The following is a 26,998-nucleotide window of genomic DNA, read 5'->3' as shown; positions in this document are numbered from 1 at the left end:
AGCAAGGAGCACGCATGCCGTTGAGGCGCCTATTGTCGGTCGCTTGCCTGGGTTATTTGTCGCTATTGGTGGGTTGCAAGGAAGAAATTGCCCCGCCGGAATTGCCCAGAGTAGGTGTACAGCAAGTCCAGACCACAGATTTTGCCGCCAACGTGACCCTTACCGGTGACGTGCAGGCGCGCGTCCAGACCGACCTGTCTTTCAGGGTCGGCGGCAAGATCATTTCGCGTAGCGTCGACGTCGGCGATCACGTCAAGGCCAACCAGGTGCTGGCACGGCTCGACCCCAAAGACCTGCAAAATAACGTCGACTCGGCCAAGGCCGAGGTATTCGCTGCGCAGGCGCGGGTGACCCAGACCAGCGCAGCCTTCGTTCGCCAGCAGAAACTGCTGCCCAAGGGCTACACCAGCCGTAGCGAATATGATTCTGCCGAGGCGGCGCTGCGCGGCAACCAGAGCGCATTGAAGGCCGCTCAGGCGCAGTTGGCCAATGCCAGGGAGCAGCTGAGCTACACCGCGCTGGTGGCCGATGCCGACGGCGTCATCACTTCGCGCCAGGCCGAGGTCGGTCAGGTGGTGCAGGCGACCATGCCGATCTTTGGCCTGGCCGTGGACGGTGATCGCGATGCGGTCTTCAACGTCTACGAATCGCTGCTGATGGCGCCGCCCAGCGACGCGCCCGTGATCGTCAAGCTGCTCGACAACCCGCAGGTGCAGGCTCAAGGCCAGGTGCGCGAAGTGACCCCGACGGTGTCTGCTGACAGCGGCACGGTGCAGATCAAGGTTGCCCTGCAGAGTGTACCCGCCGGCATGCAACTCGGCTCGCCGGTTACCGCCAGCGGCCGCACCCAGGGCCGGCCGAGCATCGAACTGCCGTGGTCGGCCTTGACCAAGGCGCTCAAGGAGCCGGCAGTGTGGGTAGTCGGCGAGGGCGACAAGGTTGAGCTGCGGCCAGTCCAGGTCGGCCGTTACCTCACCGGTAGAGTGGTGATTGCCGACGGCGTGAAAGGTGGCGAGACCGTGGTGGTCAGCGGCGGACAGCTGTTGCACCCCGGTATGCAGGTCGAGAAAGTCAACGCCAAGGACGGAGGCGCCGCGCCATGAAAGCAGTGTTGTTGATACTCTGCTCGGCGGCGCTGCTGGGCGGCTGTGGCAAGGACGAAGAAGCTGCCGAACCGGTCCGCCCGGTGCTGTCGACCGTGGTCCAGCCGCAGGTTCAGGCGCAGCTGGGGCGCTTCGCCGGGACCATCCAGGCCCGCTATGAAAGCACCTTGGGCTTTCGCGTGTCAGGGCGGATCGCCCGGCGCTGGCTCGATGTCGGCGCCCAGGTCAAACCAGGCGATATCCTCGCCACCCTCGACCCGACCGATCAACAGAACCAGTTGCGCGCCGCCGAGGGCGATCTGGCGCGGGTCCAGGCGCAGTGGATCAATGCCCAGGCCAATGCCCGCCGCCAGCAGCAACTGTACGACCGTGGGGTTGGCGCCCAGGCCCAACTGGACATTGCCCAGACCGATCTGAAAACCACCGGGGCCTCGCTCGAACAAGCGCGCGCCGCGGTCAGCCAGGCCCGCGACCAGCTCGACTACAGCACCCTGCGCAGCGACAACGCCGCCGTGGTCACCGCCTGGCGTGCCGAGGCCGGGCAAACCGTCAGCGCTGGCCAGGAAGTGGTCACGCTGGCCCGCCCGGACGTCAAAGAGGCAGTCATCGACCTGCCGATCGGCCTGGCCGAACAATTGAGCAAAGACCTGACCTTCACCGTTGCCGCGCAGCTCGATCCGACAGTCAACACCACCGCCACCCTGCGCGAACTGGAGCCGCAAGCCGACGCCACCACCCGCACCCGGCGTGCGCGGCTGACCTTGGCCAGCACTCCCGCCGCGTTCCATCTGGGCACGGCGATCAGCGTCAACCTGTCCTCGGCGGTCACTCCGCGTAGCGAACTGCCGCTGAGCGCCTTGCTCGAACGCGACGGCAAGACCCAGGTGTGGGTCCTCGACACCCAACAAAAGACCGTGGCCCTGCGCGACGTGACCCTGATCGACCGCACCGCCAGCAGCATTGTCGTGGCCTCCGGCGTGCAGCCGGGCGAGCGCGTGGTAACTGCCGGCGTGAACAGCTTGAAGCCCGGCCAGCCGGTCAGCTTTGACGAGGATGCCCAATGAAAGGAAGCTTCAACCTGTCCGAATGGGCGCTCAAACATCAGTCCTTTGTCTGGTATCTGATGTTCGTCAGTGTGCTGATGGGGGTGTTCTCCTACTTCAACCTGGGCCGTGAAGAAGACCCATCGTTCACCATCAAGACCATGGTCATCCAGACCCGCTGGCCCGGTGCGACCCAGGACGAGACGCTCAATCAGGTCACTGACCGCATCGAGAAAAAGCTCGAAGAGCTGGACTCGCTCGATTACGTCAAAAGCTATACCCGCCCCGGTGAATCGACGGTTTATGTGTACCTGCGCGATACCACCAAGGCGCCGGATATCCCGGCGATCTGGTACCAGGTCCGCAAGAAGATCGACGACATCCGCGGCCAGTTCCCCGAAGGTATTCAGGGCCCGGCGTTCAACGATGAATTCGGCGACGTTTACGGCACCATTTATGCCTTTACCGCCGATGGCCTGAGCCAGCGGCAACTGCGCGATTACGTCGAGCAGGCCCGCGCCGAAGCCCGCGAAGTGCCCAATATCGGCAAGATCGAGCTGTTCGGCGTGCAGGACGAAGTGCTCTATCTGAACTTCTCCACGCGCAAACTGGCGGCACTGGGGATCGACCAGCGCCAGGTCATGCAGGCACTGCAAGCACAGAACGCAGTTACCCCAGCGGGTGTGATCGAGGCCGGCCCTGAGCGGATTTCGGTGCGCACCAGCGGCCAGTTCAGCTCCGAGAAAGACCTCGAGGGCGTCAATCTGCGGATCAATGATCGCTTCTTCCGCCTGGCCGACATCGCCAATATCCAGCGTGGCTACACTGACCCACCGGCACCGATGTTCCGTTACAACGGCCAGCCGGCGATTGGCCTGGCCATCGGCATGAAGGCCGGCGGCAACATCCAGGCGTTTGGCGCCGAGATGAAAGCCAAGATGGACCAGATCATCACCAACCTGCCGGTCGGGGTGGGTGTGCACACCGTGTCGGATCAGGCCGTGGTGGTGAAGAAGGCAGTTGGCGGCTTCACCAGTGCCTTGTTCGAGGCGGTGCTGATCGTGTTGGCGGTAAGCTTCGTCAGCCTCGGCGTGCGCGCCGGGCTGGTGGTGGCGTGCTCGATCCCATTGGTGCTGGCGATGGTGTTCCTGTTCATGGAATACAGCGGCATCACCATGCAGCGGATCTCGCTGGGTGCGCTGATCATCGCCCTCGGCCTGCTGGTGGATGACGCGATGATCACCGTCGAGGTGATGGTCACGCGCCTGGAAATGGGCGAGACCAAGGAGCAGGCGGCCACCTTTGCCTATACCTCGACGGCCTTCCCGATGCTGACCGGCACTCTGGTCACAGTGGCCGGCTTTGTGCCCATCGGGCTCAACGCCAGCTCTGCCGGCGAGTACACCTTCACTCTGTTCGCAGTGATCGCGGTCGCGCTGATCGTGTCGTGGGTGGTGGCGGTGTTCTTCGCTCCGGTGCTCGGTGTGCATATCCTCAAGGCCAACAAGGTCAAGGAACACGAAGCCAAGACCGGCCGCGTCGGTCGTGCCTTCGAGCATGGTTTGCTGTGGTGCATGCGCAACCGCTGGTGGACGATCATCGGCACGGTGCTGATCTTCGCCCTGGCGCTGTTTTCGATGCGCTTTGTGCAGAACCAGTTTTTCCCGTCATCGGACCGCCCGGAAATCCTCGTCGACCTCAACCTGCCGCAAAACGCCTCGATCGAAGAAACCCGGAAGGTGGTCGATCGCCTGGAAGCGAAGATCAAGGACGACCCCGATCTGGTGCACTGGAGCAGCTACATCGGTCAAGGAGCGATCCGCTTCTACCTGCCACTCGACCAGCAGCTGCAGAACCCGTACTACGCCCAGCTGGTGATCGTCAGCAAAGGCCTGGAAGAGCGTGCCGGGCTGATGGACCGGCTGCGCAAGCTGCTGCGCGAAGACTTCGTTGGCATCGGCAGCAACGTGCAGTCGCTGGAGATGGGCCCGCCGGTGGGCCGGCCAATCCAGTATCGGATCAGTGGCAAGGACATCGACCTGGTGCGCAAGCACGCCATTGACCTGGCGACCCTGCTCGACGGCAACCCGCATATCGGCGAGATGATCTACGACTGGAACGAGCCGGGCAAAGTCCTGCGGGTAGAGATCGCTCAGGACAAGGCGCGCCAGTTGGGCTTGTCGTCCGAAGACGTCGCCAACGTGATGAACAGCATTGTCACGGGCGTGCCGATCACCCAGGTCAACGACAGCATCTACCTGGTCGACGTGATCGCCCGTGCCGAGGACAGTGAGCGCGGCTCGCCCGATACCTTGCAGAACCTGCAGATACTGACCCCCAACGGCACCTCGATCCCGCTGCTGTCGATCGCTACCGTGCGCTACGAGCTGGAGCAGCCGCTGGTGTGGCGCCGCGATCGCAAGCCGACCATCACCATCAAGGCCTCGGTCAACGGTGATATCCAGCCGACCGACCTGGTCAAGCAGCTCAAGCCGAGTATCGAAGAGTTCGCCAGCAAGTTGCCGCCGGGCTACGAAGTGGCCACCGGCGGTACGGTGGAGGAGAGCAGCAAGGCGCAGGGGCCGATCGGCCAGGTTATCCCGTTGATGCTGTTCTTGATGGCGACTTTCCTGATGATCCAGCTGCATAGCGTGCAGAAACTGTTCCTGGTGGTCAGCGTGGCGCCTTTGGGCTTGATCGGGGTGGTGCTGGCGCTGGTGCCGACGGGTACGCCAATGGGCTTTGTGGCGATCCTTGGGATCCTGGCGCTGATCGGTATCATCATCCGCAACTCGGTGATCCTGGTGACCCAGATCGACGAGTTCGAGGCCCAGGGCCTGTCGCCCTGGGCGGCCGTGCTGGAGGCGACCAACCATCGCCGCCGGCCGATCCTGCTCACCGCCGCCGCAGCCAGCCTGGGTATGATCCCGATTGCCCGCGAAGTGTTCTGGGGGCCGATGGCCTACGCCATGATCGGCGGCATCATCAGTGCAACGCTGCTGACGCTGTTGTTCCTGCCGGCGCTGTATGTGGCCTGGTACAAGATTCGCGAGCCAGAACAGTCATCCAGCTAATACTGCGCGCTGTTCAGAAAAGGCCATTGCCCAGCGCAATGGCCTTTCTGCTTTTGGTTATATAAACATTCTTAAATAGTATTTTTAAGAATATCTGCACATCACTATTATCAGCTTCAAGCCAGGCGCAAATCCCCTTCAAACCCCTGCCCGGCACTTCACTCACAGGAGAACGAGCATGAGTGCATCCCTGCGTAGCATCGACGGTCAGGACGAAGCGACCATTTTGCGTGAGATCCAGGCCGCTCTGCGCGACCTGCGCTTCGGCGCGGTAGAGATCACCGTGCACAACGCTCAGGTCGTGCAGATCGAGCGCAAGGAGAAGTTCCGCCTGCAGCAGCCCGGCAACAAGACCGGCTGATCGCGCACCACCTACTAATTAGAAAAATGCCAATTCGGGAGCTTCACCATGTCCATCCGCCGTTATGCGCTCGCCGCTCTGGCCAGTGCCGTGTTTGCCGGTTCCGCCATCGCCAAGGACTACGAACTGCTCAACGTGTCCTATGACCCAACCCGTGAGCTGTACCAGCAGTACAACGCCGAGTTCATCAAGCACTGGCAGCAAGCGCACCCGGATGACAAGGTCAAGATCCAGCAATCCCATGGTGGCTCGGGCAAGCAAGGCCGTGCGGTGATCGACGGCCTGCGCGCCGATGTGGTGACCCTGGCCCTGGCCGGCGACATCGACGAAATCGCCAAGCTCGGCAAGACCCTGCCAGAGAACTGGCAGACCCGCCTGCCGGACGCCAGCACGCCGTATACCTCGACCATCGTCTTCCTGGTACGCAAGGGCAACCCGAAAGGCATCAAGGACTGGGGCGACCTGATCAAGAACGACGTGTCGGTGATCACTCCCAACCCGAAAACCTCCGGCGGCGCCCGCTGGAACTTCCTCGCCGCCTGGGCCTATGGCCTGAAAGCCGGCGGCAGCGAAGCCAAGGCCCAGGAATACGTGCAGCAGCTGTTCAAGCACGTGCCAGTACTGGACACCGGCGCCCGCGGTTCGACCATCACCTTCGTCAACAACGGTCAGGGCGATGTGCTGCTGGCGTGGGAAAACGAAGCGTTCCTGGCCTTGAAGGAAGATGGCGGCACCGACAAGTTCGAAATCGTCGTGCCTTCGCTGTCGATCCTTGCCGAGCCGCCAGTGGCCGTGGTCGACAAGAATGCGCAGAAGAAAGGCAACGAGCAGATCGCCGAGGAATACCTCAAGCACCTGTACAGCCCGGCCGGGCAGAAAATCGCCGCCGAGAACTTCTACCGCCCGCGTGACCAGAAGGTGGCTGCCGAATACGGCAAGCAATTCCCCAAACTTGACCTGGTAACCATCGACAAGGACTTCGGCGGCTGGAAAACTGCACAGCCGAAATTCTTCAACGATGGCGGTGTGTTTGATCAGATTTACCAGGCGCAGTAGGGCCAGGAAAAGCGGGGCCGCTTCGCGACCCTTTCGCGACACGAGGCCGCTCCTACACGCGATCCCTGTAGGAGCGGCCTTGCCGGGGCGCCGGACCGGTCGCGAAAGGGCTGCAAAGCAGCCCCAAGATTCAGAGCCGTGCACCGGCCCGGCATAATCGCCGGGCCTCGTGCGTTCAACCAGGGACCTTTATGTCACGTCGTATATCCCCCGTCATACCCGGCTTCGGGCTGACTCTGGGCTACACCTTGGTGTACCTCAGCCTGATCGTGCTGATACCGCTGGCGGCCATGTTCGTGCATGCCTCGCAGCTGACCTGGGAGCAGTTCTGGAACATCATCAGCGCCCCGCGAGTGATCGCCGCGCTGAAGCTGAGTTTCGGCACTGCCCTGTTCGCCGCCATCATTAATGGCATCATCGGCACCCTGCTGGCCTGGGTGCTGGTGCGCTATACCTTCCCCGGGCGCAAGATCATCGACGCGATGATCGACCTGCCGTTCGCCTTGCCCACGGCAGTCGCCGGCATTGCCCTGACCGCGCTGTATGCGCCGTCCGGCTGGGTCGGGCAGTTTGCCACCGACCTCGGTTTCAAGATCGCCTACACGCCGCTGGGTATCACTCTGGCGCTGACCTTCGTCACCCTGCCGTTCGTGGTGCGGACGGTGCAGCCGGTGCTGGCGGACATCCCCCGTGAAGTCGAAGAAGCGGCTGCCTGCCTGGGCGCAAAACCGTTGCAGGTGTTCCGTCATATCCTCATGCCGGCGCTGCTGCCGGCCTGGTTGACGGGCTTCGCGCTGGCCTTTGCCCGCGGGGTTGGCGAGTACGGCTCGGTGATCTTCATTGCCGGCAACATGCCGATGAAGACCGAAATCCTGCCGTTGCTGATCATGGTCAAGCTCGACCAGTACGACTACACCGGCGCTACTGCCATCGGCGTCTTGATGCTGGTGGTTTCCTTCATTCTGCTGCTGCTGATCAACTTGCTTCAGCGGCGCATCGAAACCCCTTGAAGGAGGACCACCCATGTCTGGTTCAACTCTAGGCGCAACGGCCGCCGCCAATGCCGCCCGGCGCGGCAGCGCCACTTCACGGCGGGTGCTGATCATCTCGGCCTGGCTGGTGTTTGCGCTGTTCCTGCTGTTGCCGCTGGTGATCGTGGTTTCCCAAGCGCTGAAGAACGGCTTCGGTACGTTCTTCGAGGCTATCTTCGAGCCCGATGCACTCTCGGCGCTCAGGCTGACCTTGCTCGCGGTGGCCATTTCGGTGCCGCTGAACCTGCTGTTCGGGGTCAGTGCGGCGTGGTGCGTGAGCAAGTACAACTTTGCCGGCAAGAGCATCCTGGTCACCTTGATCGACCTGCCGTTCTCGGTGTCGCCGGTAATCGCCGGTCTGGTCTATGTGCTGATGTTCGGCGCGCAGGGCTTCTTCGGGCCGTGGCTGCAGGATCACGACATCCAGATCGTGTTCGCCTTGCCGGGTATCGTCCTGGCGACCATCTTCGTCACCGTGCCGTTCGTGGCCCGTGAGCTGATCCCGCTGATGCAAGAGCAGGGCACTCAGGAGGAAGAGGCTGCGCGCCTGCTGGGCGCCAATGGCTGGCAGATGTTCTGGCATGTGACCCTGCCCAACATCAAATGGGGCCTGATCTACGGCGTGGTGCTGTGTACTGCGCGAGCGATGGGCGAGTTTGGTGCGGTGTCGGTGGTGTCCGGGCATATCCGCGGGGTTACCAACACCTTGCCGCTGCACGTCGAAATCCTCTACAACGAATACAACCACGTCGCGGCGTTCAGCGTGGCGAGCTTGCTGCTGATCCTGGCGCTCTTCATCCTGCTGCTCAAGCAGTGGAGCGAGAACCGTATTAACCGTCTGCGCCAAAGCGCAGCGGAGGAATAATTCATGTCGATCGAAGTTCGTAACGTCAGCAAGCGCTTCAACAGCTTCCAGGCTCTGGACAACATCAACCTGGATATCAACAGCGGCGAGCTGGTGGCCTTGCTCGGCCCGTCGGGCTGCGGCAAGACCACCCTGCTGCGGATCATCGCCGGCCTCGAGACGCCGGACGATGGCAGCATTGTGTTCCATGGCGAAGATGTTTCCGGACACGACGTGCGTGATCGCAACGTCGGCTTCGTGTTCCAGCATTACGCGCTGTTCCGCCACATGAGCGTGTTCGACAACGTCGCTTTCGGCCTGCGCATGAAGCCCAAGGGCGAACGGCCGAGCGAGAGCCGGATTGCCGAGAAGGTCCATGAGCTGTTGAACATGGTCCAGCTCGACTGGCTGGCCGACCGTTACCCCGAGCAGCTCTCTGGCGGCCAGCGTCAGCGTATTGCCCTGGCTCGCGCCTTGGCGGTCGAGCCCAAGGTACTCCTGCTCGACGAGCCGTTCGGTGCGCTGGATGCCAAGGTGCGCAAAGAGCTGCGCCGCTGGCTGGCGCGGCTGCACGAAGACATCAACCTGACCTCGGTATTCGTTACCCACGATCAGGAAGAAGCAATGGAAGTCGCCGACCGCATCGTGGTGATGAACAAGGGCGTGATCGAGCAGATCGGCTCGCCGGGTGAGGTGTATGAAAAGCCGGCCAACGACTTCGTCTATCACTTCCTCGGTGACTCCAACCGCATGAGCCTGAGTGAAGGCAACCATGTGCTGTTCCGCCCGCACGAGGTGTCGTTGTCGCGGCATGAAACCGAAGGCCATCATGCGGCTGAAGTGCGTGATATTCGGCCGTTGGGGGCGACTACCCGGGTCACCTTGAAGGTGGAAGGGCAGAGCGAGCTGATCGAAGCCGAGGTGGTCAAGGACCATGACAGCCTGACTGGGCTGGCGCGGGGGGAGACGTTGTTCTTCCGGCCTAAGGTTTGGCAGATGGTTGCTGATATCTGATCCATTTTTGGGGCCGCTTTGCGGCCCAATCGCGACACAAGGCCGCTCCTACAGGGACCGCGCATGCCCTGGCACGGCGCGGTCCCTGTAGGAGCGGCCTTGTGTCGCGATTGGGCTGCGCAGCAGCCCCATACCCCGGCAAACCAATGCCTCCCGTGAATATTTAATATGCCGCCCAGGCATCAAAATCCCCGCCCTCACCCCCAGCCCAACAACCACGCGGCCTGCGGCCCTCGCCCCAATACCAATATTCAATAAAGTTCTAACTTTACGTTTAAACATTACTTTCAGAGATAAGCGTCTGGCGCCGATGATTCAGCCATGAATCGAGACCCCAGGAGTTTGATCAATGGGTAATGTCCATACGGCCGTCAGGGCCTACGACCAGCCATGGCGTCCGGCCCCGGGCGACCTGGTCGAGCTTGGACGCACGCTTCGCCTGCCGCTCGGCCAGCTGCGCCTGCAACGCACGCCGGTCAGCGGCCTCAAGCGCCGCGACAAATGGGCCTTGGCCCTGCTGGTAGTGGCGCTGCATGGCGCGGCCGCGTACTGGATCAGCCAGAGCCCGACGCCACCGTTGCCAGTCGTGCCACCGCAGATCCCACCCATGACCATCGAGTTCGCCGCACCGGCCCCGCCCGTGGTCGAGCCGCCACCGCCTGCACCAGCGCCGCCGGTAGTCGAGCCGCCACCGCCGCCGGTAGTCGATGAGCTGGCGGCCAAACCTGCGCCCAAACCGAAACCCAAGCCGGTACCCAAGCCTGTCGCCAAGCCTGTGGCCAAGCCCGTACCGAAACCGGTGGAAACCCCGCCGCCGCCAGTCGCTGCACCAGCGCCAACGCCAGCTCCACCGGCGCCAGCGCCGGTCACGCCGCCGTCGGCCAACGCTGCCTACCTGAAGAACCCGGCGCCGGAATACCCGCAGATGGCCCAGCGCCGCGGCTGGGAAGGCACCGTGCTGCTGCGGGTCGAGGTCATGGCCAGCGGCAAACCGGGCCAGATCCAGATTCAGAAAAGCAGTGGCCGCCCGGCCCTCGACGACGCCGCACTGGCCGCCGTCAAGCGCTGGAGCTTTGTCCCGGCCAAGCAGGGCGATGTCGCCCAGTCCGGCTGGGTGAGTGTGCCGATCGACTTCAAGCTTCGCTGATTACACCCCCGAACATGCACCTGAACCGTATACCGACCGAACATAGGAAGACTTCATCATGAGCCTGCTGGCATCCGCATCTCCCCTCGAGTCCGTTGAAGTAGCCGTGATCTGGCTGCTGGTTGTGTTCTCTGTCGCCACCTGGGGCCTGGCGCTGATCAAGGCCGTGCAGTTCGTGCGCCTGAAGAACCAGGACAAACGCTTCCACAAGCAGTTCTGGGCAGCGTCGAGCCTCGACTCGGCCGCCGAGCTCAGCCATGAGCTGCCAGGCCCGGCCGCCCGTGTGGCGCAGGCCGGGTACGCCGCCATCGCCGTGGGTGAGCCTGGCCATGCCAGCGACCTGAGCCAGTCGATCAACCATCAGGACCGCCTCGAACGTGCCCTGCGCCAGCAGATCGTGCGTGAACGGCGCTCGCTGGAAACCGGCCTGGCAGTCGTTGCCAGTATCGGCAGCACCTCGCCTTTCATCGGCCTGTTCGGCACCGTCTGGGGCATCATGGAAGCGCTCAAGGGCATCAGCGCGGCAGGTTCGGCCAGCCTCGAAACCGTGGCCGGGCCGATCGGTGCGGCACTGGTTGCAACCGGCGTTGGTATTGCCGTCGCGGTGCCGGCAGTGCTGGTCTACAACTACTTCCTGCGCCGGCTCAAGCTGACCGCTGCCGACCTCGATGACTTTGCCCATGACTTCTACAGCCTGGCCCAGAAGAGCGCCTTCCGCGTCCTGGTCCACCCGACCGCACACAAGCCTCAGGCTGGCTTCACCCAGCCCGTGAAAGAGGCGTCCTGATATGGCCTTTTCAACCCAGGACAACGACGAAGTCCTCAGCGAAATCAACGTCACGCCACTGGTCGACGTCATGCTGGTGCTGCTGGTGGTGTTCATCGTCACCGCACCGCTGCTGACCAACGCCATCCCGATCAACCTGCCCAAGACCGAAGCCGTGGCCCCGGTCGAGCAAAAAGACCCGCTGGTGGTGAGCATCGATGGCGGCGGCAAGCTGTTCATCAACAAGGACGAGATCCAGCCAGACCTGCTCGAAAGCAACCTCAAGGCGGCCAAGCTCAAGGACGCCGAGGTGCGCGTGCAGCTGCAGGCCGACGACGGCGTCAATTATGGCGAAGTGGCCCGCGCCATGGCGGCCATCGAACGCGCCGGGATCACCAAGCTGGCGGTGATAACCGCACGCTAGAGCCCGCCATACCCTCTTCAGGCAAGTGCTTCAGGGCCATACCTCTTGGCAGGGGGATGGCCCTTTTTTTTATTTGCGCCGGTTAGATTGGTTATAAATACATAGCTTCTTATTCCTTTACGGATGTATCTCGCTCCCTATACTGGTCAGCAAGCACGCAAACTTCCTGGAGGCGTCCCCATGCGCAATGAGTCAACTCGTTACCTGATTGTGCCGGGCTGGCAAGGATCGCCAGGCAATCATTGGCAAAGCCACTGGCAGCGTAGCCTGCCCAACAGCGCTCGGGTCGAGCAGGCCGACTGGCTGACGCCGCAGCGGCGCGATTGGGTGCAGGCACTGGAGCAGGCGATTGCCGCCGACAGCACACCGGTAATCCTGATTGCCCACAGCCTGGGCTGCATCACTGTCGCCCACTGGGCAGCAGCAGCCAGCCCGGCCTTGCTAGCGCGGGTACGTGGCGCCTTGCTGGTGGCACCGGCGGATGTCGAACGGCCAACCTGCGCGCCGGCGCTGCGCAACTTCGCGCCGATCCCGCTGCAGGCGTTACCGTTTGCCAGCCAGGTGGTGAGCTCGGACAACGACCCGGCGGTTAGCGTGCCGCGGGCGCTGTACCTGGCTCAGGAATGGGCGGCCGAGGCGGGCCTGTTGGCCAATGCCGGGCACATCAACGTCAAGTCCGGGCATGAGCGCTGGGAGCAGGGCTTTGCCTACCTGTACCGCCTGCAAAGCCGGATCGAGCAGCGCACGCTACGGCGCGCCTGATCCGGCAGTTATCCACAGAATGCCTGAGACGCCCGGCTGCTGATGGCCCGGCGGGAGTTTGTCATGACCTTGCACGCCCCTTTCGGCCAGCCGCTGCTGACCTTCCCCGAGCTGGATAAAAGCCCGCTGAGCATTCGCGCCAAGGCGCTGGTGTTTGTCGACCCGCGCTCGCAGCAGCTGCGCCGAGACCTGGAGCGCCTGGCAGTGCAGCCGCTGCCGGTGCTGATCCGTGGCGAAACCGGCACCGGCAAGGAGCTGCTGGCGCGGCAGATCCATCGCGCCAGCGACCGCGCCGGGCTGTTCGTTTCGGTCAACTGCGCCGCCATCAGCCATACCTACGCCGATGCCGAACTGTTCGGCTACAGCGCCGGCAGCCACGGCGGCACCGCCAGCAGCCGGGCCGGTTGGTTTGGCTCGGCCAATGGCGGTACGTTGTACCTGGATGAGATTGCCGACCTGCCGTTGGCGATTCAGGCCAAGTTGCTCGCGGCCTTGGAAAACCGTGAAGTGACCCGGGTCGGTGCGCATCAACCGCAGCCGGTCGATGTGCGGCTGGTTGCCGCTTCCAGTATCGACCTGGGCCTGGCCGTAGCGGCTGGGCGCTTCAACGAGCGGTTGTACCTGTACCTGCACGAAGGCGAACTGGAACTGCCGGCCCTGCGTGAGCGGGTCGGCGATATCCTGCCGTTGGCCGAGTACTTCGTCGGCATCTACAGCGCTCGGCTGGAGCGCCCGGTGCCACTGATCAGCGACCTGGCCCAGCAAGCGCTGGAGGCGCATACCTGGCCGGGCAATACCCGCGAGCTGGAAAACGTCATCCATTTCGCCCTGCTGGTGAGCGATGGCGACGAGATCCTCGCCGAGCAGCTCGACCTGCCCGACACCGCACCGCTGGCCAGCCTGGCGGCGCGATTGAGCCAGCTCGGTCATAGCCGTGAGCCGCACACCAGCGCAGCCCTGCGCCAGTTGCTCGAGTCCGCCTTGGCGGCACTGAAATAGTCCATCATGCGGCTAATAATCGAAGTCGATGATGGCCAATTCTTTTTGATATAAGCAGCTAATCAAAAGATATTGTTCCGGAATATAAAATCCCGGTATCGTCCGCTTCACGCCCAGCGCAGCTTGCGCCGGGCACCCCATATTGCCGTCGCCGATGGCTCAGCTTACTTAAGGATCACCATGAAGAAATCCCTGCTGACTGCGGCCCTGGCTGCTGCCCTGGCGCTGACCGGCGTTGCCCACGCCGCCGAGAAACTGGTTGTCGCTGCCACCCCGGTACCGCACGCCGAGATCCTCGAGCTGATCAAGCCGACCCTGGCCAAGGAAGGTGTCGATCTGGAGATCAAGGTCTTCACCGACTACGTGCAACCGAACGTGCAGGTCGACCAGAAGCGCCTGGACGCCAACTACTTCCAGACCCTGCCGTACCTGAAGAGCTTCAACGAAGGTAAAGGCACCAACCTGGTCACCGTGATTGGTGTTCACGTTGAACCCTTCGGCGGCTACTCGAAGAAGATCAAGAACCTCAGCGAGCTGAAAGACGGCGCCACCGTTGCCATCCCCAACGAAGGCAGCAACAGCGGCCGCGCCCTGATCCTGCTGCAGAAGGCTGGCCTGATCACCCTGAAAGACCCGAAAAACGCCCTGGCCACGCCGAAAGACATCGCCGAGAACCCGAAGAACCTCAAGTTCAAGGAACTCGAATCGGCCATGCTGGCGCGCGTGCTGGATCAGGTCGACCTGGACATGATCAACACCAACTACGCCCTCGAAGCAGGCCTGAACCCGGCCAAGGATGCCTTGATCATCGAAGGCAGCGACTCGCCGTACGTCAACTTCCTGGTGGCCCGCCCGGACAACAAGGACAGCGATGCCATGCAGAAACTGGCCAAAGCGCTGACCAGCCCTGAAGTGAAAGCCTTCATCGCCAAGAAATACAGCGGTGCGGTACTGCCAGCGTTCTGATTAACGCACGCTGACCGCCCTGTAAAAACGCCGACGCATTTGCGTCGGCGTTTTTTTTTGCGACGCGATTTGCCCAGTGTTTCCAGTGATATAGATATTCTATAAAGATATTTAATAAAGTATTTTTATAGCTGTAGAGTCTAACCAGAGTGTCCACCGGCACGATCCGACTGACCGCAACAACGACGCCGAGCCACCCTCGCGCCGATCTGGGAATGACCTATGTCGCAGCTTCGCCCCCGCCTGCCGAGACGCCTGTCATGAATTTCGACAGCGCATTCTCGATAAGCACCTTGCCCACTTTCTTCCAGGCCGTAGGGGTCACCTTGCAGGTCGGCCTGATCGCCATCGCCAGCTCGTTGCTGGTTGCATTGCTCAATGCTTCGATTCTGGTCATGCGCACGCCTTACCTGTGGCGTGCAGTGCAGGCCTACGTCGAACTGGCGCGCAACACCCCGCTGCTGATCCAGCTTTTTTTCATTTACTTCGCCTTGCCTTCGCTGGGGATCAAGGTGTCGGGCTTCGCTGCCGCGATCATCACCATGACGTTCATGGGCGGCGCTTACTTGACTGAGGTGCTGCGCGCTGGAGTCGAGGCCGTGCCACAGGCGCAGCTGGAATCCGGGCGCTCCATCGGCCTTTCAGAAGGCCAGCTGCTGCGCCATGTGATCTTGCCGCAAGCCGGCATCCTCAGCCTGCCAGCGCTGTTCGCCAATTTCATCTTCCTGCTCAAAGAGACCACCGTGGTCTCGGCAGTGGCGGTGCCAGAGATTCTCTATACCACCAAGAACTACATCGCCTTGTACTACAAGACCTATGAAATGCTGACCGTGCTGACACTGCTCTGCGTGCTGCTGTTCCTGCCGCTGTCGCTGCTACTGCGTTACCTGGAAAGGAGGCTGCAACATGGCCAGTTCGGCTCCTGAGCTCCTGCTGATCTCGCTCCCGCAACTCGCGGCGGGCGCTGTACAGACCTTGAGCATATCCGCGCTGAGTATCCTCCTGGCCACTGCCGGCGGCCTGCTCTATGGGGTGCTGGCGACCCTCGGCAACCGCCTGCTCAATGTGCTCTTGCTGGTCTATCTGGAGCTGTTCCGGGCGATCCCGGTACTGGTCTGGCTGTATCTGCTGTTCTTCGGCCTGCCGATCTTCTTCGCGCTGAACATCCCAAGCTTCTGGTGCGCGGTGCTGGTGTTGAGTTTGTGGGGCGCCAGCGAAGTCGGTGAAGTGGCCCGCGGCGCCTTGCAGTCGTTGCCCCGTGGCCAGCGCGAAGCCGGCCTGTCGATTGGCCTCGCTGGCTGGCAGCTGTATGGCTATGTGTTGCTGCCCCAGGCGCTCAAACGCATGACTCCACCCACCATCAACATTTACACGCGGATCATCAAGACCAGTTCGCTGGCGGTGCTGATCGGCGTGGTCGAGGTGATCAAGTCTGGCCAGCAGATCATCGAGCGCACTTACGAGTCGGTGCTGATCTATGGCGCGCTGTTGCTGTTTTTCTTCTTTGTTTGCTATCCACTTTCGGCCGCCTCGCGTGTGCTGGAACGGCGCTGGGCTCACGCATGAACGCACTGATCGAATTCAACCGCTTCAACAAATTCTTCGGCGAGCAGCAGGTGCTCAACGAAGTGGATCTACAGGTGCAGGCTGGTGAAGTGGTGGTCATCCTCGGCCCCAGTGGCTGTGGCAAGAGCACCCTGTTGCGCTGCCTCAATGGCCTGGAACAGGCCCACAGTGGTCACCTGCGGCTGGACGGTGAGGAGCTGCTTGACGCTGGCACCGACTGGCGCCAGGTGCGTCAGCGCGTGGGCATGGTGTTCCAGAGCTATCACCTGTTCGGCCACATGAGCGTTATCGACAACCTGCTGCTCGGCCCGCTCAAGGTGCAGAAGCGCCAGCGCGCCGAGGCGCTGGCGCAGGCCGAAGCGCTGTTGGCCCGGGTTGGCTTGCTGGACAAGCGTGACGCCTTTCCTCGGCAGTTGTCCGGTGGTCAGCAGCAGCGGATCGCTATCGTGCGCTCATTGTGCATGAACCCGCAGGTGATGCTGTTTGATGAGGTCACCGCCGCCCTCGACCCGGAGATGGTCAAGGAAGTCCTGCAAGTCATCCAGGGCCTCGCCCGCGACGGTATGACCCTGCTCATCGTTACCCACGAAATGGCCTTTGCTCGTGCAGTGGCCGACCGCATCGTGTTCATGGAGGCCGGCAGGATCCTTGAACAAAGCGACCCCGAGAGCTTTTTCACGCAACCGCGAAGCGCACGCGCGCAGCAGTTCCTGGAGAAATTCTCCTTTGTCGAAAGCCTGCCGAAGACACTAGAAAAGGAACTGTCATGAAAGCTGCCGCCCTTACCAAACTGCTCGCACCGTTGTTCGGCCTGGCCTTGCTGGCCGGCTGCAACAAGGCTGAAGAGCCGCCTAAACCGACCACTTCAGCTGCCAGCCCGGCTACCAGCTACCTGGAAGTGATCAAGGCCCGCGACAAGTTGATCGTGGGCGTGTTCACCGACAAGCCGCCGTTCGGTTTCGTCGACGAGACAGGCCGCTACGTCGGCTTTGACACCGACATCGGCCGGCGCCTGGCCAAGGATCTGCTGGGTGATGAAAACAAGGTTGAGTTTGTCGCAGTCGAACCGGCCAGCCGTATACCGTTTCTGCAAAGCGACAAGGTCGATCTGATCCTGGCCAACATGACCGTTACCCCTGAGCGCAAAGAAGCGGTGGAATTCACCAACCCCAACCTGCGCGTCGCCGTGCAAGCCATCGTCGCCGACGGCAGCCCTGTGCAAAAACTCGACGAACTGGCAGACAAGACCATCATCGTCACCACCGGCACCACGGCTGATATCTGGCTGACCAAGAACCATCCGGACTGGAAGCTGCTCAAGTTCGAGAAGAACAGTGAGTCGCTGCAAGCCCTGGCCAACGGTCGTGGTGATGCCTATGCGCAGGACAACCTGATCCTGTTCAGCTGGGCCAAGCAGAACCCGGGCTATCGTGTGCTGCCAGAGCTGCTGGGTGAAGAGGCGCCGATCGCACCGGCAGTGAAGAAGGGCAATATCGAGTTGCGTGACTGGGTCAATGCCGAGCTGGCCAAGCTGGGTGAAGAGAAGTTCCTGCTCAAGCTGTATGACCTGTACGTGCGCAAGGAACTGTCGGACGACACCAAGCCTGAAAGCGTGATCGTCGAAGGCGGCAAGTGGCAGGGCTGATCTGCCACACGCTGCCAGATCAATCAGCGGGCATCAGGCGCAAGCTACTGCGCGCCGGGATCACGCCCAGCTGCGCCCGCTGATAACGGCCTTCGATGTAGTCCTCGGCCTGATCGCGATAATGCCGGTCGAACGGCACGCCGCTCTGGCCGAGCGGGTTGATGCTCAGCGCCTGGGCGGGGTCGGCGAAGTCGATGAGCCGCCGGGTCGAAGGCCCATAGGTCACCGGCCAGGGCGCCGGGCCGATCTTGGCCGAGAGATTGTTCGGCGCCTCGTGGGTCCCCGGCGCTGCAAACGGGCCGACGTTGAACAGCAGATTGAGCGGCTTCTGCACGCCCAGCGGATGGTTGTGGGTCAGGGTATGCGCCTTGCCCCATTGCCAGTTGGCCGGGTCGGCGCCAAAGGTTTCGCCCAGGTGGGCCAACGTCTTGCGCCAGGCCTGGCGCACCACCGCACTGCGACCGGCAGGGTCAGTGGCGCCGCGCTGGCTCCACCAGGGTGATCCCGGATCAGCTGCAAGTCGGGGAAGAGCGGCATCGATGGCGCGGGTGTTGAGCAGCATCGTGAACCAGGTATCGCCCAGTTCATCGTGCAGTGCGGCATGGGCCAGCTCGTACAGGAACTGATTGAACAGGGTCGCGCTGGTCGAATCCAGCGGGTAGTCACCGCGCCAGGCAGCGAGCTGCTCGACCAGCTCCTGCTCCTGCACGCCCTCGGCCGCTTCGCGCAAGGTCGCCAGCAATGGCGCGAGCAGGCGTGGGCCGTAGTCGCTGGCGGTGTCCAGTTGCAGCGCCTGGCTGTTGCTCATGTCCCATTTGATCTGCGGGTTGGCCAGTTGCCGGTCAAGCTGACGGCCGCGGTCGGCCAGGTTGTAGTAACCCGGCACCGGAATCGTGGCCGGCGGCTGAAAGTTGGCCGAGACGATGTAGCCGCTGGCTGGGTTTTCCTGCTGCGGGTTGAAGTTGAAGGGGTAGAAGCCAAGCTTGTCTGCCTGGCCGCTGCTGCCGTCGAGAATGAACGCCGGGTTGACCCCCTCCGGGCGAATCGGCAACTGCGCCGCCGCCCACCAGCCGATATCACCACTGGCATTGGCCCACACAAGGTTCAGCCCGGGCGACTGAATCTTCACCGCCGCCAGGCGCATCTTGTTCAGGCTGTCGGCGCGGTTGAGCTGGTAGAAACCTTCAAGGATCGGGTTTTCGGTTTGCAGGAACGCCCACCACATGGCAATCGGCGTGGCTCCCGCCGTTTCGCCGAGCACGCTGTTGACGATCGGCCCGTGGGACGAGCTGCGCAAGGTGATCTCGACCGGCGCTGCGTCCTTCACGACGATCTGCTGCTGACTGCGTTGCAAGGTTTGCCACTGGCCGTCGATCATCACCTGTTCGGGATTGGCCGGGTTGCTGCGCTCGGCAATCAGGTCGACGTCGTCGTTCTGGAACATGGTCAGGCTCCAGCCGAAATCGCGGTTGTGGCCGAGCAGGGCAAACGGGTTGAGTGCCTGGAAGTAGCCATACAGCTCAAACCCCGGCGTCGACAGCTCGGCCTCGTACCACACCGCCGGCACGGCAAAGCCGATATGCGGATCGCCGGCCAGCAGCGGGCGGCCGCTGCGGGTGCGGCTGGCTGAAACTGCCCAGGCATTGCTGCCTTCGAACTGCGGCAGGCCGGCGGCGGCCAGGGCGTCCTGGCTGGCGCTGGCCAGTTGCTCGAGGCTGCGCCAGTCAGCGGCTGCCAGGCGCGGGGCGAGGGCGCCTTCGGGTTGCCAGTCGAGGTCGAAGATATTCAGGTAGTCAGCGCCGAGCTGATCGCGGATGTAGGTCAGCGCCGGTTCAGTGCGAAACGCGGCGGCGAAGCTGTAGGCCAGATAACCGGCGATGCTTAGAGTGTCCTCGGCGCTGAAGGGGCGTGGGGTGATGCCGAGTAGGTCGAACTCGACCGGTTTGGGGTGGCTGGCCTGCCATTGGTTGACCCCATCCAGATAGGCCTGCAAACCCTGCCAGGCGGGGCCTTGGCGATCCTGACGCTGGACCATGCGGGCGGCCTGCTCGCGGATGCGCAGGCTGCGGAACAGGGTATCGGTGGCGACCAGCTTGCTGCCGAGCACTTCGGCCAGCTCGCCTCGGGCCAGGCGGCGCATGATCTCCATCTGGAACAGCCGGTCCTGCGCGTGCACATAACCCAGTGCGCGGTACAGGTCGGCTTCGCTCTGCGCCTGGATATGCGGCACGCCGCGCTCGTCATAACGCACATTGACCGGCGCCTGCAGGCCGCGCAGGCTCAGCTCGCCATCGCGTTGTGGCTGCTTGCTGTGGACGTACCAGTAACCGCCAGCAGCGGCCACGGCAATCAGCACGACCAGTACGGACAAGCTGCGTTTCATCAGAACTCCTTGTGCATATCAACGCAAACGGTTGTCAGATCATTGACCGAATCGCGCCACCCGCCTAGCCCCAAAAGGAGTCTGCATGTCCCTCAGCGAAAAACAGAAGATGCTCAGCGGCCAGCTTTACCACGCAGGCTGCCCCGAGTTGCAGGCTGAGCAACGCAGCAACAAGCAGTGGATGGACCGTTACAACGGCAGCGACGAGCAGCTCAAGCTCAGCCGCCATAACTTGCTGGCCGAGCATCTTGCCGCAGTCGGCGAGGGCGTGATCATCCGCCCGCCGTTCTATTGCGACTACGGCTACAACATCAGTATCGGTGCCAACACCTTCATCAACTTCAGCTGCGTGATCCTCGACGTGCTGCCGGTACACATCGGCCACGACTGCCAGATCGCGCCGTCGGTGCAGATCTACACCGCCGATCACCCACTCGACCCGGACGTACGCCGCACCGGCCTGGAAAGCGGGCGGCCGGTGCACATCGGCAACAACGTCTGGATCGGTGGCGGTGCGATCATTCTGCCGGGGGTCACCATCGGTGATGACGCGGTGATCGGTGCCGGCAGCGTGGTGACTCGCGACGTCGCCGCCGGGGCGGTGGTGGTGGGGAATCCGGCGAGAGTGCGGGACTAAAGAAGATGCCCTGCGGTGTGGCCGCAGGGCATTGTTCAAGCGTTTTTGAATCCAGGCTTGCCGTTGGCGGCGCGCCATTCCTTGACGCGCTTCAAGACCCCCTCGGGGCTAACGTCGGCGCCGGCGGGAGGGTAGAAAAGAACATCCGTCTGGTCTGGATGTTCAGTGACTTTTACGAAGTGGAGCACCAGGCTTTCCCGATACTTCTCTAACGCTGTACCGGTCAGCGGTGTAGGGTCAGTGTAAAGCTCAGAGATCAACGCTAGAAACTCGGACTCTTCATAGTCTTCAAATTTGTTCTTGAATTTCATTGGCCACCCCGATGATGGTTGATGTGTTGATTGGGTGTCATGACTACGATGTTGTCCAGGTCATAAACACTTCCGCCCTGTGCGACCTCATGGATGTGATGCAACTCGAACTTCATGCGACTGCCTCTTTGCCCGCTGAGGGGGGCGTAGGGTGCTTTTCCGTTCAACATCTCTTGAATGTTCAAAGGAGTGAAATGCTTTCTGAAAACCTCATCTGCTGCCACCTCCATCCAGATCGCCTCACGAAGCTTACCGAAGCTGCTGAATCTCCGCCCCGTGAGCCTTTCCGCAATTCTTGTAGGAATTGCCGCACCCTGCGGTGTTGACCCTGCCTCAAGAAATCGGTCAGTCGGTAGCTGACCTGCGCCCTTGGCAACCCCCGCAATCTCCCGCGGATCGCGGAACATTACATAGATCGGTGCCAACCCGGAGTCGGCTGGGAAGATGATGACGTAGTCATCGATATGCGTATCCGCCAGCTCGGGAAACTCGCGAATGTCCGCTGCAGGCGGGGTGCTGATGCTGCCGGGGTAGTGCTTCTGCAGGTCCTCGACGATGGGCAATCCCGGGATGGCATTGCCGCTCTCCGGGTCGTACCTGTCGAGGCTGGTGGGTGGCGTTGCCGGGTGCCAGAGCAGGGTGGCAGCGCCGGGGCCTTCTGCCGTGAAGCGATAGGCCCCTTGGGCGGTATCCCATTGAGCCTGGCGTACCCGCACATCGCGCAGGACATTGCTGCCATCCGTGGCAACCAGGTACACCTCAGTCCGCGCGTCCCTCGGCGTTGCGTTCATGCGCAGGGCCAGTTCGAGGGTCTGGCCTGCCCGGCGATTGGCCTCCTGAGTGAGGTCCGCGCCGGGGGTGAGGTAGGCCAGTGGCACGCTCACGCCCATGCGTTCACCATCGCCCAGACGGGCGGAGTAGAGCATCAGCGGTAGTGCGCGCGCTGCCGTGACGGCGGCTTCGGCGAGCAGACGCACAGCGCCTTTGCTCACCGCCTGGCCGAGGTCGTCCCAAACGGCTTCGAAGTGGGCCAGGCCACCCGCTGAGCTGGCCAGCACCAATGCATGGCGGGTACTGGCGGTCCAGGCGTGGAAGGTGAGTGGGGTGTTGCTCGGGGTCTGCCCCGAGAGCATCGACAGGTGGGCCTTCTCGTCGTACCCGGCGTGAATGTGGCCTTTGGCGATCGACAGCAGCTCGGCGACTGCCGCCTTCTCCTCAGGCCAGGTGTTGTGATGGTGATCGCTGTGGCGAATGATGCTCTGCTTGAGCTGCAAGAGTTCCGAACGCCGCTCAATCGGCGTTGTGGGGCGCTCCATGCTCAACGTGAAGTCGATCTTTGCAGGGGCGGACTGCAGCAGCTTGAAGCGCAGCGCGGTCTGGGCCGCCTGTTTTCTGACCGTGACTTGCGTTTGAATCAGTTGAGATAGTTCATGCTCAAGTTCGTCGGCGTGTTGCAGCGCCGTCTCTTCAGCGATGTCCTCGTGTTGATGGCGCTGGAAGTCATTGATCAACGTCTCCAGCGTTGCGCGAGAAAGCTGGTATTCATGGCCGAGCGCGAGAGCTGTATTGAGCTCCAGCTCCACCCGGTTGATGAGCTTGGCTACCTGTTCGCGTTGAGTGGCCTTGAGCTTGGCATTGGCGAGGTCGCGTTGCAGTCGCAGGCGCCGCCGGCCGATTTCACCAATCTGCCTGACTAGATGCTTGGCCTCGAAGGCAGCGCGATAGGATGCCAGCCACGCAGCACGGGGATCTGCCGGCGCGTTTGGACGCGTGGTAGCTGCGACGAATTCGTGGAGGGTGCGGTGCTCGGGATCACTGCCGAAGAAGCTGTTGGCCTGTTGCTGGACCTGCTGCAAGCGCGTTTGGTACTGCGCTATGAGCTGATCGGTTGCGGCAATTCTGCGGTCGATCGCGGCGACTTCGCTCAGGCCTTCGAGCGAACCCGCTTGGCTGTCCAGGGCGTGATCGAGCTGTTGACCGAGCGTGGCCTGAAGCCGTTCGTGGTCCTCTTTGACTTGACGTTTATCGGCCTCTGTCTGCGCAACCAGGTCGATGACCAGTCTGCCCGGGCGAAAGGTTGAAACGTAGTAGTGGTGGGGGATCCGGTTGTGGCCCCAGTGCAATTTAAAGCTGTTGTTGGAGTTGCCTGAGACGTTGGTGGGGGGAAGGGTGATGGGTCCTCGCTGTGACATACAGAGCTCCTTGTGCTGTATGTCGCTACGCTAGGGATCCTCCCTGGGGGCTCTGCCGTAGATAATTAGTGGCTGCCCTCTATCTGCCAGGGGCAGAAACACCCGATTGCAAGCGAGTTCGAAGCCTGCACCTGGCGGTCTTCAAGCAAGGCCTCGAGGATCGGCTCGATGAAACTGTTACTCGAGTTGCACACCGCGCCTTCGCTGTATGGGCCGAAGTAAGCCAGGCGGCCCTGGCGGTCCCAGATCGCCACGGCGGGGCTGGCCGGCAGGCTGGCACTGCCGGGCAGTTCGTGCAGAACCTTGAGCGCGGCCAGGTTGGCCGGCAGCGCGCCATGGCTGGCGGGCTTTTGCAGCAGATAGAAACTCACTCCCTGCGGCGTGAACTGCTCTACCAGTTCGCTCAGGTGTTGCTGGTTGCCGACGTTGCACGGGCACGCCGGGTCCCAGAAATGCACCACACGGATAGCCCCGGGGCCGGCAAGCTCGGCGGGCAGGCGCAACTGGCTGCCATCGAACAGCGTCGCCTGATTGGCGAACGGGCGCAGATAACGTGACTGGAAACTGTCGTAAGTCCACCACAGCACGGCGGCGCAGAGCAGGGTGATGGCCAGGGTCGACAGCTTCTTCATGGGGGCCCGCAGCTGCGGTACTCGCTTTTGGCAATGAGTTGGAGGGGCGCCCAGCTTGCCATGCGCCGCGCTTGAGCTGAATATCCCAGATCAATACTTGTTTGCGGACTTTGCCGATGCCTGCTCCTTTCAACGTCGACCTGCGCAGCGGCCTCGCGCCACTGTCGAGCCGCCAGCCGTTATCTGCCGAGGCGCATTCATACCAGCACTTCTATGGCCTGGATCTGCCTGTGCAGCGTTTGCTCGGCAGCTTCGAGGCGGGCGGTTTCGAGCTGGTGGGCCAGGCCTGGCTGCCGCCGCAGCCGGTGGCGACGCTGTTCGTGCTGCACGGCTACTACGACCATATGGGGCTGTACCGGCATGTCATCGAGTGGGGGCTGAGCAAGGGCTTTGCGGTGGTCAGCTGTGACTTGCCAGGGCATGGCCTGTCCAGTGGCGAGCGGGCCAGTATCAGTGACTTCGGGCTTTATCAGCAGACGCTGGTGGCGCTGTTCGGCCAGGCCCGTGAGCTGGAGCTGCCGCGCCCGTGGCATCTATGCGGGCAGAGCACCGGTGGGGCAATCGCGGTCGATCACGTACTGCATGCCGGGGAACACAGCCCGGTCGATGGCGAGCTGATCCTGCTTGCACCGCTGGTGCGGCCGCGGGCCTGGCACTGGTCCAAGCTCAGCTATCGGCTGCTGCGCCACTTCGTCAACGGCATCCAGCGCCAGTTCAGCGAAAACAGCAACGACCCGGCGTTTCTGCCGTTTCTGCAGGCCGACCCGCTGCAACCACGGCGTTTGCCGACTGCCTGGGTGGGTGCGTTGATGAGCTGGGTCAAGCGGATCGAGACGGCGCCGTCGAGCACGCGCAGGCCTTTGATTGTGCAGGGTGAGGCCGATGGCACGGTCGACTGGCGTTACAACCTCAAGGTACTCAAGGCCAAGTTCGCTGATCCGCAAATCCTGCTGCTGCCAGATGCGCGCCACCACCTGGCCAATGAATTGCCGGCAACGCGTCAGCGCTACCTTGAGTTCATCAACCAGCGGCTGGGCTGATTACTTGAGCTGATTGCCGTTCTGGCCGACCGCAAGTCCTGCTCGCACTGCTGCAAGAGCCGCCTGGTAATACGCCTGACCGTCAGCTGATTCGGCGAAGTTGGCGAACTCTTCCAGTTCGGCGTCGCTGAGCTCGCGGTAGACATAGAGCAAGGTGTTGTTGAGGTCTTCGCCGATCTGGTTCATCAGGCGCTGGCGCTGGCCGTCGAGCAACCCTTGCGCCTGACCGCCACCAAACAACCCAGGGATCATCGAGCTCAGGCTGTCGGCAGCCACGCCAGCGATCGCCAGGCTGACTTCGGCGCCGGCCTCGCGCGCGGGCAGGGCCTGGGCCAGGTGGCCCATGATCAGTTGCCGGGTATCGCTGACCTGCAGCTTTGGCAGGCCTTTGGCGTTCTTGGCCAACTGGTCTTTGCGCGTGGCGAGCAACTCGGCGGCCACCACCTTGCGCCCCAACGGCGAATTGAAGAATGCCAATGCCGGCGCCGGGTTGGCCAGCTTGCTGCGCAGCTGCGCCTGTGCGCGCTGGTCCATGGCCTGGGCCTGGAAGCGTTGGTTGCTGTTGCTCACCAGCGCCTGGTAAACCGCAGGCGGCAGGCTGTTGCGGTAGCGCTGTTGGGCAGCACTCACGGCATCATTGAAGTGGGCGCGCTGGTCGGGCCAGCCGGCGGCCTTGTACAGCTGATCGAGGCTGTCTGCCCAGACATGCATGGTGCAGATCATCAGCAACAGCAGGGTAAACAAACGGCGCATTCAGGACTCCTGTCGGCAGTGGGCTATTGTCCGTGGCGCAGTGGGAGTTTGTCGAGACGCAATGACGCCGGTCAGCCAAGTGGCGCTGGAGGGGGCCTGGGCGAATGGCTATGATGCGCCATGCAGATTACTTCCGATGTTTCCAAGCTGTCCGCGATTGTCGATGACCTGGCCGGCCAGGGCTGGTCGCAGCAGGCCGACTTTTTGCCGGCCGAGCTGGTCAGCGCGCTGGCCGCTGAATGCCGCCGGCGCGCCGGCGACGGCCAGCTCAACCCGGCCGGGGTTGGCCGTGGCGGCACGCTTGAGGTGCGCGAGGCGATCCGAGGCGATCATATCCGTTGGCTGGAGCCTGGCGAATCGGGCGCTTGCGATCGCTACCTGGACGCCATGGACGCGCTGCGTCAGGCAATCAATCAAGGCCTGTTCATCGGCCTTGAAGACTACGAATGCCACTTCGCCCTGTACCCGCAGGGGGCGTTCTATCGGCGCCATCTGGACCGCTTTCGCGATGACGACCGCCGCGCCGTGTCGGCTGTGTTCTACCTCAATCAGGACTGGCAGCCCGGCGACGGTGGCGAGTTGCGCATGTTCCTCGATGAACAGCGCGTGCATGACGTCGCGCCCACGGCCGGCACCTTGGTGGTGTTTCTGTCTGGCGATGTGCCCCATGAAGTGCTGGCGGCCGGGCGTGAGCGCCTGTCGTTGACTGGCTGGTTCCGCAGGCGTGGCAATGAGCCGTTCTGAATTGTCGCGGGTTCTGGTCAGTGCATGCCTGCTGGGCCAGCCGGTGCGTTACGACGGGCGCGCCAGCGGGCATCCGGACGTGCTGCAAGGCTGGCAGGCCGAAGGCCGTGTGGTCGCGCTGTGCCCGGAGGTGGCCGGCGGCTTGCCGACGCCGCGGCCACCGGCGGAGATCCCCGGCGGGCAGGGCGCGCAGGTACTCGACGGGCAGGCGCAAGTGATCGCGGTGTCGGGCGAGGACGTCAGTGCGGCGTTTTTGGCGGGTGCGCAGATCGCCTTGGCGCTGGTGCGCCGGCACGGCATCCGGGTCGCCGTGCTCAAGTCCGGCAGCCCCTCCTGCGGTAACCAGCTGACCTACGACGGCAGCTTCAGCGGGGTCAAAGTGGCGGGGCAGGGCGTGACTACTGCGTTGCTGCGCCGCGAAGGTGTGCAGGTGTTCAGCGAGCTGGAACTGGCCGAGGCGCAGCAGGCGCTGGCCGCCCTCGACCGCTGATGCATTACCGGCAGG

At 62.7% G+C, this 26,998-nt stretch carries 27 protein-coding genes; 22 read left to right on the top strand and 5 right to left on the bottom strand.

Annotated features, from left to right (window positions below):
• Nucleotides 1-14 precede the first annotated feature (14 nt).
• From ACQZ2L_RS01805 to ACQZ2L_RS01720, 18 genes are all read left to right on the top strand, one after another.
• Nucleotides 15-1,103 (top strand): efflux RND transporter periplasmic adaptor subunit, encoded by a 1,089-nt coding sequence (locus tag ACQZ2L_RS01805; RefSeq protein ID WP_101315323.1) that lies wholly within the window; start codon nt 15-17, stop codon nt 1,101-1,103.
• A complete protein-coding gene (locus ACQZ2L_RS01800) occupies nt 1,100-2,167 on the top strand; it encodes an efflux RND transporter periplasmic adaptor subunit (protein WP_314876988.1) in 1,068 nt (355 codons plus the stop codon). Before ACQZ2L_RS01805 ends, ACQZ2L_RS01800 begins: the two co-directional genes overlap by 4 nt.
• Complete coding sequence (locus ACQZ2L_RS01795) at nt 2,164-5,220, top strand: efflux RND transporter permease subunit (RefSeq protein ID WP_430324496.1); 3,057 nt, start codon at nt 2,164-2,166, stop codon at nt 5,218-5,220. The genes ACQZ2L_RS01800 and ACQZ2L_RS01795 overlap by 4 nt, the downstream gene beginning before the upstream one ends.
• A 178-nt stretch (nt 5,221-5,398) precedes the next feature.
• Nucleotides 5,399-5,581 carry a sulfur starvation response protein OscA gene (gene oscA / locus ACQZ2L_RS01790; RefSeq protein WP_101315329.1) on the top strand — a complete coding sequence of 61 codons (183 nt, stop codon included), beginning with the start codon at nt 5,399-5,401 and terminating at the stop codon, nt 5,579-5,581.
• A gap of 48 nt (nt 5,582-5,629) precedes the next feature.
• Nucleotides 5,630-6,637 carry a sulfate ABC transporter substrate-binding protein gene (locus tag ACQZ2L_RS01785; protein ID WP_430324495.1) on the top strand — a complete coding sequence of 336 codons (1,008 nt, stop codon included), beginning with the start codon at nt 5,630-5,632 and terminating at the stop codon, nt 6,635-6,637.
• Between the two features lie 191 nt (nt 6,638-6,828).
• Nucleotides 6,829-7,647, top strand: coding sequence for a sulfate ABC transporter permease subunit CysT (gene cysT / locus ACQZ2L_RS01780; RefSeq protein ID WP_101315333.1), 819 nt, complete (start codon nt 6,829-6,831; stop codon nt 7,645-7,647).
• Between the two features lie 13 nt (nt 7,648-7,660).
• Entirely contained in the window at nt 7,661-8,533 is an 873-nt protein-coding gene (cysW, locus tag ACQZ2L_RS01775) for a sulfate ABC transporter permease subunit CysW (protein WP_207072879.1), read from the top strand.
• 3 nt (nt 8,534-8,536) lie between these two features.
• Nucleotides 8,537-9,526, top strand: coding sequence for a sulfate/molybdate ABC transporter ATP-binding protein (locus tag ACQZ2L_RS01770; protein WP_430324494.1), 990 nt, complete (start codon nt 8,537-8,539; stop codon nt 9,524-9,526).
• Between the two features lie 349 nt (nt 9,527-9,875).
• Nucleotides 9,876-10,673 carry an energy transducer TonB gene (locus ACQZ2L_RS01765; RefSeq protein ID WP_430324493.1) on the top strand — a complete coding sequence of 266 codons (798 nt, stop codon included), beginning with the start codon at nt 9,876-9,878 and terminating at the stop codon, nt 10,671-10,673.
• A gap of 58 nt (nt 10,674-10,731) precedes the next feature.
• Entirely contained in the window at nt 10,732-11,460 is a 729-nt protein-coding gene (locus tag ACQZ2L_RS01760) for a MotA/TolQ/ExbB proton channel family protein (protein ID WP_430324492.1), read from the top strand.
• Nucleotide 11,461: 1 nt separating this feature from the next.
• Nucleotides 11,462-11,863, top strand: coding sequence for an ExbD/TolR family protein (locus ACQZ2L_RS01755; RefSeq protein WP_101315343.1), 402 nt, complete (start codon nt 11,462-11,464; stop codon nt 11,861-11,863).
• 180 nt (nt 11,864-12,043) lie between these two features.
• Nucleotides 12,044-12,625, top strand: a complete 582-nt coding sequence (locus ACQZ2L_RS01750) for an alpha/beta hydrolase (RefSeq protein WP_430324491.1) — start codon at nt 12,044-12,046, stop codon at nt 12,623-12,625.
• Nucleotides 12,626-12,688: 63 nt separating this feature from the next.
• On the top strand, nt 12,689-13,624 hold the full coding sequence (locus tag ACQZ2L_RS01745) for a sigma 54-interacting transcriptional regulator (RefSeq protein WP_430324490.1): 936 nt from the start codon (nt 12,689-12,691) through the stop codon (nt 13,622-13,624).
• Between the two features lie 180 nt (nt 13,625-13,804).
• A complete protein-coding gene (locus tag ACQZ2L_RS01740; RefSeq protein WP_101315350.1) occupies nt 13,805-14,590 on the top strand; it encodes a MetQ/NlpA family ABC transporter substrate-binding protein in 786 nt (261 codons plus the stop codon).
• A 260-nt stretch (nt 14,591-14,850) separates the two neighbouring features.
• Complete coding sequence (locus tag ACQZ2L_RS01735) at nt 14,851-15,516, top strand: amino acid ABC transporter permease (protein ID WP_430324489.1); 666 nt, start codon at nt 14,851-14,853, stop codon at nt 15,514-15,516.
• Nucleotides 15,497-16,156 carry an amino acid ABC transporter permease gene (locus ACQZ2L_RS01730; protein ID WP_430324487.1) on the top strand — a complete coding sequence of 220 codons (660 nt, stop codon included), beginning with the start codon at nt 15,497-15,499 and terminating at the stop codon, nt 16,154-16,156. Before ACQZ2L_RS01735 ends, ACQZ2L_RS01730 begins: the two co-directional genes overlap by 20 nt.
• Nucleotides 16,153-16,926, top strand: a complete 774-nt coding sequence (locus ACQZ2L_RS01725) for an amino acid ABC transporter ATP-binding protein (RefSeq protein WP_430324486.1) — start codon at nt 16,153-16,155, stop codon at nt 16,924-16,926. The genes ACQZ2L_RS01730 and ACQZ2L_RS01725 overlap by 4 nt, the downstream gene beginning before the upstream one ends.
• On the top strand, nt 16,923-17,801 hold the full coding sequence (locus ACQZ2L_RS01720) for a transporter substrate-binding domain-containing protein (RefSeq protein ID WP_430324485.1): 879 nt from the start codon (nt 16,923-16,925) through the stop codon (nt 17,799-17,801). Before ACQZ2L_RS01725 ends, ACQZ2L_RS01720 begins: the two co-directional genes overlap by 4 nt.
• 19 nt (nt 17,802-17,820) lie before the next feature.
• On the opposite strand, the gene ACQZ2L_RS01715 is transcribed toward ACQZ2L_RS01720, so the two are convergent.
• On the bottom strand, nt 17,821-20,184 hold the full coding sequence (locus ACQZ2L_RS01715) for a penicillin acylase family protein (RefSeq protein ID WP_430324484.1): 2,364 nt from the start codon (nt 20,182-20,184) through the stop codon (nt 17,821-17,823).
• 85 nt (nt 20,185-20,269) lie between these two features.
• On the opposite strand from ACQZ2L_RS01715, the gene ACQZ2L_RS01710 reads away from it, so the two are divergent.
• Nucleotides 20,270-20,821: a sugar O-acetyltransferase gene (locus ACQZ2L_RS01710; protein WP_430324483.1), complete on the top strand. Its 552-nt coding sequence runs from the start codon at nt 20,270-20,272 to the stop codon at nt 20,819-20,821.
• 35 nt (nt 20,822-20,856) lie between these two features.
• Here the strand turns inward: ACQZ2L_RS01710 and ACQZ2L_RS01705 are convergent, their stop codons facing one another.
• The 3 genes from ACQZ2L_RS01705 to ACQZ2L_RS01695 form a co-directional block, all read right to left on the bottom strand.
• Nucleotides 20,857-21,132 (bottom strand): bacteriocin immunity protein, encoded by a 276-nt coding sequence (locus tag ACQZ2L_RS01705; protein ID WP_430324482.1) that lies wholly within the window; start codon nt 21,130-21,132, stop codon nt 20,857-20,859.
• On the bottom strand, nt 21,129-23,324 hold the full coding sequence (locus ACQZ2L_RS01700) for an S-type pyocin domain-containing protein (RefSeq protein ID WP_430324481.1): 2,196 nt from the start codon (nt 23,322-23,324) through the stop codon (nt 21,129-21,131). Before ACQZ2L_RS01700 ends, ACQZ2L_RS01705 begins: the two co-directional genes overlap by 4 nt.
• A 65-nt stretch (nt 23,325-23,389) precedes the next feature.
• Nucleotides 23,390-23,956, bottom strand: a complete 567-nt coding sequence (locus tag ACQZ2L_RS01695) for a DUF6436 domain-containing protein (RefSeq protein ID WP_430324480.1) — start codon at nt 23,954-23,956, stop codon at nt 23,390-23,392.
• A gap of 116 nt (nt 23,957-24,072) precedes the next feature.
• Between ACQZ2L_RS01695 and ACQZ2L_RS01690 the strand changes: the two genes are divergently transcribed.
• A complete protein-coding gene (locus ACQZ2L_RS01690) occupies nt 24,073-24,996 on the top strand; it encodes an alpha/beta hydrolase (RefSeq protein ID WP_430324479.1) in 924 nt (307 codons plus the stop codon).
• Here ACQZ2L_RS01690 and ACQZ2L_RS01685 read toward each other — a convergent pair whose 3' ends face one another.
• Nucleotides 24,997-25,749, bottom strand: coding sequence for a hypothetical protein (locus ACQZ2L_RS01685; RefSeq protein WP_430324478.1), 753 nt, complete (start codon nt 25,747-25,749; stop codon nt 24,997-24,999).
• A gap of 120 nt (nt 25,750-25,869) precedes the next feature.
• Here ACQZ2L_RS01685 and ACQZ2L_RS01680 point away from each other — a divergent pair, with 120 nt between their 5' ends.
• A complete protein-coding gene (locus ACQZ2L_RS01680; RefSeq protein ID WP_430324477.1) occupies nt 25,870-26,493 on the top strand; it encodes a 2OG-Fe(II) oxygenase in 624 nt (207 codons plus the stop codon).
• The gene (locus tag ACQZ2L_RS01675) at nt 26,480-26,983 is read left to right on the top strand and encodes a DUF523 domain-containing protein (RefSeq protein WP_430324476.1); all 504 of its coding nucleotides are present in this window, start codon (nt 26,480-26,482) and stop codon (nt 26,981-26,983) included. The genes ACQZ2L_RS01680 and ACQZ2L_RS01675 overlap by 14 nt, the downstream gene beginning before the upstream one ends.
• The last annotated feature ends 15 nt before the right edge of the window (nt 26,984-26,998 follow it).

Origin of the sequence: Pseudomonas shirazensis, assembly GCF_050496565.1 — a bacterium.
Classification (GTDB): Bacteria; Pseudomonadota; Gammaproteobacteria; order Pseudomonadales; family Pseudomonadaceae; genus Aquipseudomonas; species Aquipseudomonas shirazensis_A.
Note: the sequence above shows the minus strand (reverse complement) of the source record. Positions and strands in the feature narration are given on the sequence as shown.